The organism is Providencia sp. PROV156, from assembly GCF_028480905.1.
Classification (GTDB): Bacteria; Pseudomonadota; Gammaproteobacteria; order Enterobacterales; family Enterobacteriaceae; genus Providencia; species Providencia hangzhouensis.
In genome coordinates this window covers 13,464-27,556 of record NZ_JAMPPE010000018.1, presented here as the reverse complement: position 1 = coordinate 27,556, position 14,093 = coordinate 13,464, and the positions used below count along the sequence as shown (strand labels likewise).

Sequence of the window (14,093 nt, the reverse complement as noted above, 5' to 3'; positions counted from 1 at the left end):
CAACGATGGCGATGAAAAAGTTGCTCATAGCGTCGCTGCTTTTCGGCAGCGCCACTGCATACGGTTCAGACGGATTCGTAGTTAAAGACATTCGTTTCGAAGGTCTACAACGCGTCGCCGTTGGTGCAGCATTATTGAACATGCCAGTTAGGGTTGGCGATTCAGTTGATAACGATGATATCAGCCGTTCGATTCGTTCCCTATTTTCAACCGGTAACTTCGAAGATGTTAGGGTCCTGCGTGATGGAAACACGCTGATCGTTCAAGTTAAAGAGCGGCCAACGATTGCAAGTATCACCTTTACAGGCAATAAGTCTGTTAAAGATGATATGCTCAAGCAGAACTTGGAAGCTTCAAATATCCGCGTTGGTGAGGCACTCGACCGCACGACAATTGCAAATATCGAAAAAGGTTTAGAAGACTTTTACTATAGCGTTGGTAAATATAATGCAACAGTAAAAGCTGTTGTAACGCCTTTGCCACGTAACCGTGTGGATTTAAAATTTGTTTTCTCTGAAGGTGTTTCAGCTCAAATTCAGCAAATTAATATTGTAGGTAATAAAAATTACACTACAGCAGAATTAGTTAATAAGCTGCAATTGCGTGATGATGTTCCTTGGTGGAACCTCGCTGCTGACCAGAAATATCAGAAGCAAAAACTGGCGGGTGACTTAGAAACTCTGCGCAGTTTTTATCTTGATCGTGGTTATGCGCGTTTTAATATAGACTCCACGCAAGTCAGTCTGACCCCAGACAAAAAAGGTATTTATATTACTATTAACATTACTGAAGGCGACCAATATAAAATATCGGGTGTCGAAGTTAATGGTAATACGGCTGATCATTTAACTGAAATCCAAGAGCTTATCACTATTACACCGGGAGAATTATATAACGGTGCTCAAGTGACAAGTATGGAAAACAAAATCAAAGATATGTTTGGCCGCTATGGTTATGCATATCCTCGAGTAATGACACAACCTGAAATCAACGATGCAGATAAAACAGTTAAATTGCACTTAAACATTGATGCAGGTAACCGTTTCTATGTGCGTGAGATTCGTTTCCAAGGCAATGACACCAGTAAAGATACTGTTTTACGTCGTGAAATGCGCCAAATGGAAGGTGCATGGCTCGGGAATGATTTAGTTGAACTAGGTAAAGAACGTCTGAATCGTACAGGTTATTTCGAAACTGTTGATGTAGAGACTCAACGTGTACCTGGTAGCCCTGACCAAGTAGATGTTATCTACAAGGTTAAAGAGCGTAATACTGGTTCAATGAACTTTGGTATCGGTTTTGGTACTGAAAGTGGTGTGAGCTTCCAAGTTGGGGTTACACAAGATAACTGGTTAGGTACAGGTAACGCAGTTGGTATTAACGCAAGTAAAAATGACTACTCAACTAACGTTGAATTCTCATTTACTGACCCGTACTTCACCGTTAATGGTGTGAGCTTAGGCGGTCGTATTTTCTATAACGACTTTAGTGCGAAAGATGCGGATCTATCAGGCTATAACAACAAAACGTATGGCCTAGACAGTTTCTTAAGCTTCCCATTTAATGAAAATAACTCTTTCCGCGTCGGTGCGGGTTATGTTCATAACCGACTTTCGGATATGCGTGCTCAAGCTGCTATGTGGGATTACCTTGATTCTATGGGTAAAAATCCACCAGTTACAGAGAACGGACGTAATAAAGAAAGCTTTGATGCGGATGATTTCACACTTAACTTAGGTTGGACTTATAACTCGTTAAACCGTGGTTTCTTCCCGACATCGGGTAATAAAACGAACGTATCGGGTAAAGTGACAATTCCTGGTTCTGATAACGAATACTATAAACTACGCTTTGATACAGCGCAGTATTATCCACTGGACGAAGACGAAACTTGGGTAGTTCTGGGGCGTGCACAAGCAGGTTATGGTGATGGTATTGGCAGTAAGCAAATGCCATTCTATGAAAACTTCTATGCGGGTGGTTCAAGCACCATTCGTGGTTTCCGTTCGAATAATATCGGTCCAAAAGCGGTTTATTTGAAGAAAATTAATGGAAAAGATGGCCCAGAGCCTGGAAGCCCATCAAGTGATGCGGTCGGTGGTAATGCGATGTACGCGGCATCATTTGAGTTAATCACTCCGACTCCATTTATTGACGAGAAGTATTCGAACTCCGTTCGTACCTCTCTCTTTGTTGATGCAGGTACGGTATGGGACACTAATTGGAACAGTATTCCTGCGGCTTGGCGCGAAGGTATGCCTGACTATGGTAAGGCAAGCAATATCCGAGCTTCTGCGGGTGTGGCTTTACAATGGATGTCTCCACTTGGACCACTGGTCTTCTCTTATGCGCAGCCGATTAAGGACTACGAAGGGGATAAATCAGAACAGTTCCAATTTAATATTGGTAGAACGTGGTAATCTATTCCAGTTTCTATCTATGAAGGCTCCCATTTTTTGTGGGAGCAACCAAAATTTCCAGCCATACGTATGGGTTAAGGAGTTTAGTGTGAAAAAATTGTTGTGTGCAGCGGGTGTGAGTATTGCTTTAGCAATGTCTGCGGGGGCTTATGCTGAGAAAATCGCTATCGTCAATGTTGGTGAAATTTTCCAAAATATGCCAGCGCGTGAAGCCGTTGCTAAACAGCTTGAAAGTGAATTCAAAAGTCGTGCGACTGAGTTACAAAATCTAGAAAAAGATTTGCAAACTCGCGTTGAAAAATTGCGTCGTGATGGTGCAACAATGAAACAAAGTGAGCGCGAAAAGCTTGAATCTGAACTCATGACTAAACGTGATCAATTCGCTGAAAAAGCTCAAAAATTTGAAGAAGACAACCGCCGTCGCCAAGGCGAAGAGCGTACTAAAATTTTAACTCGTATTCAGAACTCTATTAAGGCTGTTGCAGCTAAAGAAGGCTATGATGTCGTTATCGATGCAAATGCAGTTGCTTATGCAAAAGATAGCGTTGACATTACAAGTCAGGTTCAAAAACAGGTTAAATAATAGATGTCTTCAATTCGATTGGCTGACCTTGCTCAGCAGTTGAATGCACAATTACACGGTGATGGTGATATTACCATCACCGGTATTGCTCCAATGCATTCAGCGAATAATCAACAGATTACTTTTCTATCTGACAGCCGTTATAGTGACAAATTGGCAGATTGCCAAGCTGCAGCGGTGGTTCTCACAGCAAAAGATCTTGAAGCATGCAAAGTGGCTGCTCTGGTAGTGGATAACCCATACCTTGCTTATGCACGCATGGCTCAAATTATGGATACAACGCCAAGCCCAGCTGAAGATATCCATGCATCAGCGGTAATTGCTGATGATGCAAAACTTGGTAAGAATGTCGCAATTGGCGCAAATGCCGTTATCGAAAGTGGTGTTGAGCTTGGCGATAATGTGGTGATTGGCGCAGGTTGTTTTGTGGGCAAAAATACGCGTATTGGTACAGGAACCCGTTTGTGGGCGAATGTCAGCGTATACCACAATGTTGAGATTGGCGAACACTGTTTAGTTCAATCTGGCACAGTCATTGGCTCTGATGGTTTCGGCTATGCGAATGATCGTGGTAATTGGATCAAAATTCCTCAATTAGGCACAGTGATCATCGGCGATCGTGTTGAGATCGGTGCGAGTACAACCATTGACCGAGGTGCTTTAGATAACACAGTAATTGGCAATGGGGTTATTATCGATAACCAGTGCCAAATTGCACACAATGTCATAATTGGTGATAATACCGCAGTTGCTGGTGGTGTTATCATGGCTGGTAGTTTAAAAATCGGCCGTTACTGTATGATTGGTGGTGCCAGTGTTATCAACGGCCATATGGAAATTTGCGATAAGGTCACAGTAACAGGAATGGGGATGGTTATGAGACCTATCACTGAACCAGGAGTATATTCTTCAGGGATTCCTTTACAGCCTAATAAAACTTGGCGTAAAACAGCCGCTTTAGTCTTAAATATCAATGAGATGAATAAGCGGCTGAAACATGTTGAGCGTGAATTAGATAGCCAAAATCAAAAAAAACAGTAATCATTTTGTAATTCAGGCTAAAATAGTTATCTGAGTTACGTTTTCCGGCCTGCCAGTTAACCTAATTTAAGGTTAAAGCAGGCCGATTCATTAATTAAACCGTATTAATAGACAGGAAGAGTATTTCGATGAGTGATAATCATACTCTGAATATAGAAGAAATCTTAGAACTGCTTCCGCACCGTTACCCATTCCTTCTGGTTGACCGTGTATTGGATTTTGAAAAAGGCAAATCATTACGTGCAGTGAAAAATGTGTCATTTAACGAGCCATTTTTCCAAGGACACTTCCCAAGTAAACCTATTTTCCCTGGTGTATTGATTTTAGAAGCCATGGCGCAAGCGACAGGAATTCTTGCGTTTAAAAGCGTTGGAAAATTAGAGCCGGGTGAGTTGTACTATTTTGCAGCGATAGACAATGCGCGTTTTAAACGTCCCGTTCTACCAGGAGACCAAATGGTCTTAGAAGTAGAATTTATCAAAGAACGCCGCGGAGTTGCACGTTTTAAAGGTGTTGCTAAAGTTGATGGAGAAGTGGCCTGCGAAGCAGAAATGATGTGCGCCCGTCGTCGTGAGGTCTGATATGATTGATAAAACAGCCTATATTCATCCATCCTCTATCGTAGAAGATGGAGCTATCATCGGTGCCAATGTTCGTATTGGCCCTTTTTGTTATATTGGCGCGAATGTTGAAATTGGTGAAGGTACTGAACTGAAATCTCATGTTGTGGTTAATGGCCATACAAAAATTGGTCGTGACAATGTGATTTTCCAGTTCGCTTCCATTGGTGAGATTAACCAAGATCTTAAATACCAAGGCGAACCAACGCGAGTTGAAATCGGGGACAGAAACCGTATTCGTGAAAGCGTAACCATTCACCGTGGTACTGTTCAAGATGTTGGCCTGACAAAAGTGGGCAATGATAACTTACTAATGGTGAATGTGCATATTGCTCATGATTGTATCATTGGAAACCGTTGTATTATTGCAAATAACGGTACTCTAGGTGGTCATGTAACACTTGGTGATTATGCCATTATTGGTGGGATGACCGCAGTTCACCAGTTTTGTAAAATTGGTGCTCATGTTATGGTTGGTGGCTGCTCTGGTGTTGCACAAGATGTGCCGCCTTATGTCATTGCACAAGGTAACCACGCGACACCATTTGGTTTAAATCTTGAAGGTCTAAAACGCCGCGGTTTTGAAAAAGAATCACTACATGCTATTCGTAATGCATACAAGGTGTTATATCGTTCAGGTAAATCGTTAGAAGAAGCTCGTGAAGAAATCGCAGAAGCGGCAAAAGCGAATGAACACGTTAAAGTGTTTAGTGATTTCTTAGAGGATTCAGCGCAGTCTAAACGTGGTATTATTCGTTAATCTAGTATTAATGAATCGAGGCCTTTAATAAGGAGCGAATTTCGGTGAATAATAGCCGCCCACTTACTATTGGCCTTGTTGCCGGAGAAACATCTGGTGATATTCTCGGTGCGGGGCTTATCCGTGCACTTAAAGAGCAAATACCAGATGCTCGCTTTGTTGGTGTTGCTGGTCCTTTAATGCAAGCCGAAGGTTGTGAAGCTTGGTATGAAATGGAAGAGCTTGCCGTCATGGGTATCGTTGAAGTCCTCGGCCGCCTACCTCGGTTATTATCCATCCGTAAGGATCTAACCCAGCGTTTTACCGAATTACAGCCAGATGTTTTTGTTGGAATTGATGCCCCTGATTTTAATATTACCCTTGAGGGGCGCTTAAAATCGAAAGGGATTAAAACCATTCATTATGTTAGCCCATCAGTTTGGGCATGGCGTCAAAAACGGGTATTTAAAATCGGTCGTTCAACGAATTTAGTATTAGCTTTCTTACCTTTTGAAAAAGCCTTTTACGATCGTTTTAATGTTCCTTGCCGTTTTATCGGGCACACAATGGCGGATGCCATTCCATTACACCCTGATAAACAAGCCGCTCGACATCGGCTGAATATTCCTGAGCATGTTAAATGTTTAGCCTTACTACCAGGAAGTCGTCATTCCGAAGTCGAAATGCTAAGCGCAGATTTTCTTAATACAGCGAAAATATTACAGCGTAATATCCCGGATTTACATATTGTGGTGCCGTTGGTGAATGAAAAACGCCGCCAGCAGTTTGATGAGATAAAGCAAAATACTACGCCTGAGCTGCAAATTCATACTTTAGATGGCCAAGCTCGTGATGCAATGATTGCAGCAGATGCGACTTTATTAGCATCAGGAACGGCAGCACTTGAATGTATGCTAACAAAATGCCCAATGGTGGTGGGGTATCGTATGAAACCTTTCACCTTCTGGTTGGCAAAACGGTTAGTGAAAACGCCGTATGTTTCTTTGCCTAATTTGTTAGCAGGAAAAGATATTGTCAAAGAGTTACTACAAGAGGATTGCCAGCCTGATAAACTTGCACAGCAGTTGCTTCCACTCCTAGAAGGTGGCGAGCGGGTTGAAAACCTGAAAGAAACTTTTTTACAATTACATCAGCTTATTCGTTGTGACGCAGATAAACAAGCGGCTGAAGCTGTATTAGATATGGTCAAAAATTAATGGAATTTATCTATCCAAAAGCAAATTTAATCGCTGGTGTTGACGAAGTAGGCCGAGGCCCATTAGTCGGAGCTGTAGTGACAGCAGCGGTGATTCTTGATCCCAATAACCCTATTATAGGGTTGGCAGACTCAAAAAAACTCACCGAAAAAAAACGTGAGAAATTATTTGATGAAATTCAAGAAAAAGCATTGTGTTGGTGTATTGGTCGCGCAGAACCAGAAGAAATTGATAATATAAATATATTACATGCAACTATGTTAGCTATGCAGCGCGCTGTTGCCGGTTTATCCATTATTCCTGAGTATGTTTTAATTGATGGTAACCGTTGTCCTGAATTGCCAATGCCTTCACAAGCAGTAATTAAGGGCGACAGCCTAGTACAAGAAATTAGCGCAGCATCCATTTTAGCTAAAGTGATTAGGGATAGGGAAATGGTTGAGTTGGACAAAGCTTTTCCTGAATATGGTTTTGCGAAGCATAAAGGCTACCCAACCGCGTATCATTTAGAAAAATTGGCGCAGTATGGTGCAACCGAATTCCATCGTAAAAGCTTTGCTCCTGTGAGAAGAGCTTTAGACAGCAATAAGTAGGTATTAGGTCGATGGCATCACCTCGTTTTATTCATTTACGTGTTCACAGTGACTATTCCATGATTGATGGGCTAGCCAAAACGGGGCCACTGGTTAAAAAAGTGGCTTCAATGGGTATGCCTGCATTCGCGATCACCGATTTTACTAACCTTTGCGGGTTAGTCCGGTTTTATGGTGCAGCGCATGGTGCGGGGATCAAACCCATTATTGGCGCTGATTTTTATGTGGAAAGTGAATTATTAGGTGATGAAATATCTCACCTAACTGTTTTAGCGCGTAATAATGAAGGCTATCAAAACCTCACCCTACTGATTTCTGAAGCATACCAAAAGGGCTATGGTGCGGTTGGGCCAACGATAAAACGAGAATGGCTGGCCAAGCACAAAGACGGCTTGATTCTTCTGTCCGGTGGCCGTAAAGGGGATGTCGGGCAATTTCTATTAAGGGGAAACCAATCCTTAGTGGATGAGTGTCTTGCATTCTATGAAACTCATTTCCCAGATAGCTACTATTTAGAGTTAGTCAGAACAGGGCGGCCTGATGAAGAAAGTTATCTACATGCGGCTGTCGAGTTAGCGACTAAAAAAGGCCTACCTGTCGTTGCAACGAATGATGTTTGTTTTATTGAAAGTAGTGATTTTGACGCTCATGAAATACGTGTTGCTATCCATGATGGTTTTACATTAGCAGATCCAAAAAGGCCTAAAAATTATAGCCCTCAGCAATATTTACGTTCCGAAGAAGAGATGTGTGAGCTGTTTGCTGACATCCCTGAAGCGCTAGAAAACAGTGTAGAGATTGCTAAGCGTTGTAATGTGACGATCCGTTTAGGTGAATACTTCTTACCTCAATTCCCAACAGGGGATATGAAAACAGAAGACTTTTTAGTCATGCGCTCTAAAGAGGGGCTCGAAGAGCGTTTAGAATTTCTGTTTCCTGATGAAAAAATCAGGGCAGAAAGGCGTCCTGAGTATGATGAGCGTTTAGATATCGAACTCAACGTAATCAACCAAATGGGTTTCCCTGGCTACTTCTTGATAGTTATGGAGTTTATCCAATGGTCGAAGGATAACGGCGTACCCGTTGGGCCTGGACGAGGTTCGGGGGCAGGTTCCCTTGTTGCCTACGCACTCAAAATTACTGACCTTGACCCGTTGGAGTTCGATTTACTATTTGAGCGTTTCTTGAACCCTGAGCGTGTTTCGATGCCTGACTTTGACGTCGATTTCTGCATGGAAAAACGCGACCAAGTCATTGATCACGTAGCCCAAATGTATGGGCGTGATGCCGTTTCACAAATCATTACCTTTGGTACGATGGCGGCAAAAGCGGTTATCCGCGACGTGGGGCGTGTACTTGGGCATCCATATGGTTTTGTTGATAGAATTTCTAAATTAGTGCCGCCAGATCCCGGTATGACACTAGAAAAAGCATTCGAAGCAGAGCCACAGCTCCCTGAAATTTATGAAGCTGATGAAGAGGTTAAAGCGCTTATCGATATGGCGCGTAAACTCGAAGGGGTCACTCGAAATGCCGGTAAACATGCGGGTGGGGTGGTTATCGCTCCAACTAAAATTACTGACTTTGCGCCACTGTATTGTGATGCGGAAGGTAATAACCCCGTCACGCAATTCGATAAAAACGATGTCGAATATGCAGGGCTAGTGAAGTTTGACTTCCTCGGCTTACGGACGTTGACGATCATTAACTGGGCGTTGGAAATGATCAACGCGCGCCGTGCTAAGAAAAACTTAGAGCCGGTTGATATTGCGGCGATTCCGCTGCACGATCAAAAAAGCTTTGATATGCTGCAGCGCTCAGAAACCACGGCAGTATTCCAGTTGGAATCCCGTGGAATGAAGGACTTAATTAAGCGATTACGTCCCGACTGCTTTGAGGATATGATCGCTCTGGTAGCATTATTCCGCCCCGGGCCATTACAATCAGGCATGGTAGATAACTTTATTGACCGTAAGCATGGTCGTGAAGAAATTTCGTATCCAGATGTACAATGGCAACATGAATCATTAAAACCTGTTCTAGAGCCCACATATGGTATTATTTTATACCAAGAACAGGTTATGCAAATTGCTCAGGTTTTAGCCGGTTACACGCTTGGCGGTGCAGATATGCTGCGTCGTGCGATGGGGAAAAAGAAACCTGAAGAAATGGCGAAGCAGCGTTCTGTTTTTGAAGAAGGAGCAATCAAAAACGGGGTAGATGGCGAGTTATCAATGAAAATCTTTGACTTGGTAGAGAAATTTGCCGGTTATGGGTTTAATAAATCGCACTCAGCAGCTTATGCTTTAGTTTCTTATCAAACATTATGGTTAAAAGCTCACTATCCCGCTGAATTTATGGCTGCTGTAATGACCGCTGATATGGACAACACGGAAAAAGTGGTCGGTTTAGTTGATGAATGTTGGCGAATGGGCTTAAAAGTATTGCCACCAGATATCAATAGTGGGCTATATCACTTCCATGTGAATGATGAAGGTGAGATAGTTTACGGTATCGGTGCAATTAAAGGGGTCGGTGAAGGCCCGATTGAAGCGATTGTTGAAGCGCGTCAACAAGGCGGGATATTTAAAGAGATTTTTGACCTCTGTGCGCGAGTCGATATTAAAAAAATTAATCGTCGTGTGATGGAAAAGCTTATCATGGCAGGGGCATTTGACCGATTAGGCCCTCACCGTGCGGCATTGATGTCTTCCCTTGAAGATGCATTAAAAGCGGCTGACCAACACGCTAAAGCAGAGGCAATAGGCCAAGCAGATATGTTTGGTGTATTAGCGGAAGCACCTGAACAAGTTGAAAGTTCATACGCCAGTGTGCCTAAATGGCCAGAGCAGGTGGTATTGGATGGTGAACGCGAAACGCTTGGTTTATATTTAACAGGGCATCCAATAACGCGATACTTGAGCGAAATAGAGCGCTATACTAATGGGCTTAGATTAAAAGATGTGAACCCCACCCCTCGTGGTCAAGTGACAACTGTGGTAGGTTTAGTACTTTCAGCTAAAGTCATTACAACCAAGCGTGGAAATAGAATAGGTATTTGTACGCTTGATGATCGTTCCGGTCGTCTGGATATTATGTTATTTTCAGATGCACTCGATAAATACCAACATATGTTGGAAAAAGACAATATCCTGATAGCCACCGGTCAGGTCAGCTTTGATGATTTCAATGGTGGTAATAAAATGACAGTGCGTGAGTTAATGGATATTAGTGAAGCAAGGGAGAAATATGCACGAGGACTTGCAATTTCACTGTCAGATAAACAAATTAACGATCAATTGCTGAACCGGCTTCGCAGTACTCTTGAACCTCATCGTTCAGGAACGATCCCGGTTCATCTGTATTACCAGAAGGATGATGCCAGAGCCAAGCTTAAATTTGGTGTTGTTTGGCGTGTGACGCCAGTGGATCCCCTTCTGAACGATCTTCGAACTCTGCTGGGTAGTGAGCAGGTAGAATTAGAATTTGACTAAAATAGGAATATTATGAGTCTGGATTTTCTTGATTTTGAACAGCCAATCGCGGAATTAGAGGCGAAAATTGATTCTCTAACAGCGGTTAGCCGTCAAGATAACAACTTAGAAGTCAACCTAGATGAAGAGGTTGCTCGTTTACGTGAAAAAAGTGTTGAACTGACACGTAAAATTTTCTCTGATCTAGGAGCTTGGCAAATCGCTAAACTCGCTCGTCATCCACGTCGTCCATATACATTGGATTATATTTCTCGCATTTTTACTGATTTCCAAGAATTAGCAGGTGATCGTGCTTATGCAGATGATAAAGCCATTGTGGGTGGAATGGCGCGTTTAGATGGTCGCCCAGTTATGATTATTGGGCATCAGAAAGGGCGTGAGACAAAAGAAAAAATCCGTCGTAATTTTGGTATGCCAGCCCCAGAAGGTTACCGTAAGGCATTGCGTCTGATGGAACTGGCTGAGCGTTTTAACTTGCCTATTATTACCTTTATTGATACTCCTGGGGCTTATCCGGGCGTTGGTGCTGAAGAGCGTGGTCAGTCAGAGGCTATCGCACGTAATTTACGTGAAATGTCACGTTTATCTGTCCCAGTCATTTGTACTGTTATTGGTGAAGGTGGCTCTGGCGGTGCTCTTGCCATCGGTGTTGGTGATAAAGTCAATATGCTGCAATACAGTACTTATTCTGTTATTTCACCAGAAGGCTGTGCTTCCATTCTATGGAAAAGTGCAGATAAAGCACCACTAGCAGCAGAGGCGATGGGGATTACTGCTCCACGTCTTAAAGAACTGAAATTAATTGATAATGTTATTCCTGAGCCATTAGGCGGTGCACATCGTAATTATGATGAAATTGCGGAACAGCTAAAAGCACGCCTGAATGAGGACTTAAACGAATTAGATGCATTAGATGCCGAAGCGTTGAAAAACCGCCGCTATCAGCGTCTGATGGACTATGGTTATTGCTAATTATTAACCGCTAATCGTTAATAAAAACGGGAGTTTGCTTTTTGCCAGCTCCCGTTTTTTTATTTTTAAGCTAGTCATTTTTAATGATAACAGAGTGTTTTGATTTAAATTATTCATCTGCTGAAAATAATAATAGATAGGAACTAGGGTGCGACAATATAATTATTTGCTATATGCTTTTACTTGCGTATTGATATGGAGCTTTATTCCTATTGTCTCTCGTTTTGGGCAAGAAGGTATGGATAGCTTCCAATTCCTTTTTTGGTCAAACTTAATTTCAGCGATATCTGTAATTATTGTTGCACTTGCTTCTGGGTATCGGCTGACAAAACTGTTTATCTTGCCAAGAGATGTACTAATCAAAGTCTTTGTTCTTGGTTTTCTTGATTGTTTATTCTACTTGTTACTGTATTACGGATATTCCATTGAAAATGGTATCGCCGTATTGGTCATTCAATATAGCTGGCCATTAGTTATTATCTTGTTATCAGTAGTATTGCTAAAAGATAAATTAGCTGGAAGACAAATAATTGGCATCATAGTTGGTTTTATTGCGGTGATTATTACTTTTACTAAAGGGCAAATTACACAGCTACATGTTGAAAACCCAACAGCGTTATTACTGGTTTTTAGTGGTGCATTTTGCTTTGCACTAATGTCAGTTTTTTCTCGCCAATATTCGATAGACCCCTATATTAGTACTGTGTGGTTATTTATTTTTTCAACGCTAACTTCTTTTGCCTTACTGATACTATTTAGTGAAATGCAGTTACCTTCAAAAGCAGCTTTTTGGCCAACACTGGTTAATGGCATTTTAATCAATGGGGTGTCTTATATTTTGTGGTTTAAGGCGATGAATACAGGTCATTCAGCGAAAATAGCTTCTGTGGTATTTTTATCTCCCGTATTATCGGTACTCTGGTTAGTGTTAATCTTAAATGATGTTTTTGAAATTGCGTATGCAATTGGGGTATTACTGGTAATTATTTCTGGTGTTCTGTGTGTTGGCGCAAAAAGCCAAAGTCAGAAGTCGTAAGAAGGGCGAATAAATGGCGCAGCATTCGCAAGTAATTGTTGAACAAGTTCTTAATAAAATAAGTGGTATTCAAAAAATTCTAGTGGGATTCAGTGGTGGTATTGACTCTACAGTTTTATTACATGTACTTTATCTTATTCGGCAACAACGGCTTCCTTCACTAGAAATTCGTGCTATTCATATTCATCATGGCTTGAATAGAAAAGCAAACGAATGGGAGCAGCATTGTGCTCAATTATGTTCACAATGGGACATTCCTTTTATTTGCCGACATGTCGTGGTTGATTCAAGCCAAAAAGGTATTGAAGCAGCAGCACGAGAAGCTCGTTATCAGGCTTACCGAGAAGAATTACAAGAAGGCGAGGTATTAGTTACGGCTCAACATCTTGATGACCAAGCAGAAACTTTCATGTTAGCGTTAAAGCGTGGTAGTGGGCCAGCAGGGTTGTCTTCAATGCCTGAATTATTGAGTTTTTCAGCGTGTTGCGGTTCAACATGGCTATTACGCCCATTACTTTCAACACCCCGTATAGCGCTAGAAGCTTATATGCAAGAACAACAATTGTCGTGGGTTGAGGACGATAGTAACCAAGATGACCGTTATGATAGAAATTTTTTACGTCTTCATATTATGCCGACTTTGTCTGAGCGCTGGCCACATTTTTCTCATGCTGTCGCGCGCAGTGCCGCGTTATGTGCTGAGCAAGAATCATTACTCGATGAGTTATTAAAAGAGACCCTTGAAGGTATGATGGATTACCGAGGGGGCCTATTTATAGATGATTTGCAAGGGTGTTCATCTTCCAAACGTAATGCGTTAATTCGTCGTTGGGTTGGTTTGCACCAATTACCAATGCCGCCATTTAACCAATTGGAACGTATTTGGCAAGAAGTCGCGTTAGCTCGGCAAGACGCTGACCCTATTTGCCGCTTAGGGCAATTTGAAATTCGTCGTTATCAAGGCGCATTGTGGGTTGTTAAGCGCATTAATAGTCTATTAAATAAACAGTTTGAATGGGCTTTTCCTGAGGCTATTGAGTTACCTGAATCCTTAGGAATATTACAAGTTATGGAAGGAGAGGGGCAGATACGGCCACCACTTTCGCATGAAAATGTGACAATCCGTTTTGGGCTGCAAGGCACATTGAAAATAGTAGGACGCCATCGTTCCAGAAGCAGTAAGAAGATCTGGCAAGAATTAGGCGTAGCTCCATGGATGAGAGAAAGAGTGCCATTAATTTATTATAACGACCAGCTCATTACCGCAGTAGGGTGCTTTATTACCCCTGAGGGGTTGGTTGATGAAGCGTCTCTGGGCATTGCCATCGATTGGCAAAAAGAGGGGGAATTTAAGGTATTAAATTAATGAGAAGCCCCT

General features: G+C 42.1%; 11 protein-coding genes. All 11 read left to right on the top strand.

All coding sequences use genetic code 11. The features are described from left to right. Positions 1 to 5: 5 nt before the first annotated feature. Positions 6 to 2,420: an outer membrane protein assembly factor BamA gene (gene bamA, locus PSF31_RS13965; RefSeq protein ID WP_004257462.1), complete on the top strand. Its 2,415-nt coding sequence runs from the start codon at positions 6 to 8 to the stop codon at positions 2,418 to 2,420. Between the two features lie 88 nt (positions 2,421 to 2,508). Continuing rightward, entirely contained in the window at positions 2,509 to 3,003 is a 495-nt protein-coding gene (gene skp, locus PSF31_RS13960; RefSeq protein ID WP_036957991.1) for a molecular chaperone Skp, read from the top strand. A gap of 3 nt (positions 3,004 to 3,006) precedes the next feature. Then, positions 3,007 to 4,044, top strand: a complete 1,038-nt coding sequence (lpxD, locus tag PSF31_RS13955) for a UDP-3-O-(3-hydroxymyristoyl)glucosamine N-acyltransferase (protein WP_094961138.1) — start codon at positions 3,007 to 3,009, stop codon at positions 4,042 to 4,044. 128 nt (positions 4,045 to 4,172) lie between these two features. Then, complete coding sequence (gene fabZ, locus PSF31_RS13950; protein WP_004257450.1) at positions 4,173 to 4,625, top strand: 3-hydroxyacyl-ACP dehydratase FabZ; 453 nt, start codon at positions 4,173 to 4,175, stop codon at positions 4,623 to 4,625. Position 4,626: 1 nt separating this feature from the next. Further along, the gene (lpxA, locus tag PSF31_RS13945; RefSeq protein ID WP_096864090.1) at positions 4,627 to 5,424 is read left to right on the top strand and encodes an acyl-ACP--UDP-N-acetylglucosamine O-acyltransferase; all 798 of its coding nucleotides are present in this window, start codon (positions 4,627 to 4,629) and stop codon (positions 5,422 to 5,424) included. Between the two features lie 44 nt (positions 5,425 to 5,468). Next, entirely contained in the window at positions 5,469 to 6,620 is a 1,152-nt protein-coding gene (lpxB, locus tag PSF31_RS13940) for a lipid-A-disaccharide synthase (RefSeq protein ID WP_096864091.1), read from the top strand. Beyond that, entirely contained in the window at positions 6,620 to 7,213 is a 594-nt protein-coding gene (rnhB, locus tag PSF31_RS13935; RefSeq protein ID WP_004257437.1) for a ribonuclease HII, read from the top strand. Before lpxB ends, rnhB begins: the two co-directional genes overlap by 1 nt. Before the next feature lie 11 nt (positions 7,214 to 7,224). Then, positions 7,225 to 10,707 (top strand): DNA polymerase III subunit alpha, encoded by a 3,483-nt coding sequence (dnaE, locus tag PSF31_RS13930; RefSeq protein WP_036957990.1) that lies wholly within the window; start codon positions 7,225 to 7,227, stop codon positions 10,705 to 10,707. 12 nt (positions 10,708 to 10,719) lie between these two features. Continuing rightward, positions 10,720 to 11,679, top strand: a complete 960-nt coding sequence (accA, locus tag PSF31_RS13925; RefSeq protein WP_004257429.1) for an acetyl-CoA carboxylase carboxyl transferase subunit alpha — start codon at positions 10,720 to 10,722, stop codon at positions 11,677 to 11,679. Positions 11,680 to 11,827: 148 nt separating this feature from the next. After that, positions 11,828 to 12,715, top strand: a complete 888-nt coding sequence (locus tag PSF31_RS13920) for a DMT family transporter (protein WP_094961142.1) — start codon at positions 11,828 to 11,830, stop codon at positions 12,713 to 12,715. Positions 12,716 to 12,728: 13 nt separating this feature from the next. After that, positions 12,729 to 14,081, top strand: a complete 1,353-nt coding sequence (tilS, locus tag PSF31_RS13915; RefSeq protein ID WP_096864092.1) for a tRNA lysidine(34) synthetase TilS — start codon at positions 12,729 to 12,731, stop codon at positions 14,079 to 14,081. Positions 14,082 to 14,093 lie beyond the last annotated feature (12 nt).

Excerpts from the sequence above, each read along its gene's own strand:
- bamA (WP_004257462.1), top strand. The coding sequence starts at position 6 with ATGGCGATGAAAAAGTTGCTCATAGCGTCGCTGCTTTTCGGCAGCGCC.
- lpxD (WP_094961138.1), top strand. The coding sequence starts at position 3,007 with ATGTCTTCAATTCGATTGGCTGACCTTGCTCAGCAGTTGAATGCACAA.
- fabZ (WP_004257450.1), top strand. The coding sequence starts at position 4,173 with ATGAGTGATAATCATACTCTGAATATAGAAGAAATCTTAGAACTGCTT.
- lpxA (WP_096864090.1), top strand. The coding sequence starts at position 4,627 with ATGATTGATAAAACAGCCTATATTCATCCATCCTCTATCGTAGAAGAT.
- rnhB (WP_004257437.1), top strand. The coding sequence starts at position 6,620 with ATGGAATTTATCTATCCAAAAGCAAATTTAATCGCTGGTGTTGACGAA.
- dnaE (WP_036957990.1), top strand. The coding sequence starts at position 7,225 with ATGGCATCACCTCGTTTTATTCATTTACGTGTTCACAGTGACTATTCC.
- accA (WP_004257429.1), top strand. The coding sequence starts at position 10,720 with ATGAGTCTGGATTTTCTTGATTTTGAACAGCCAATCGCGGAATTAGAG.
- tilS (WP_096864092.1), top strand. The coding sequence starts at position 12,729 with ATGGCGCAGCATTCGCAAGTAATTGTTGAACAAGTTCTTAATAAAATA.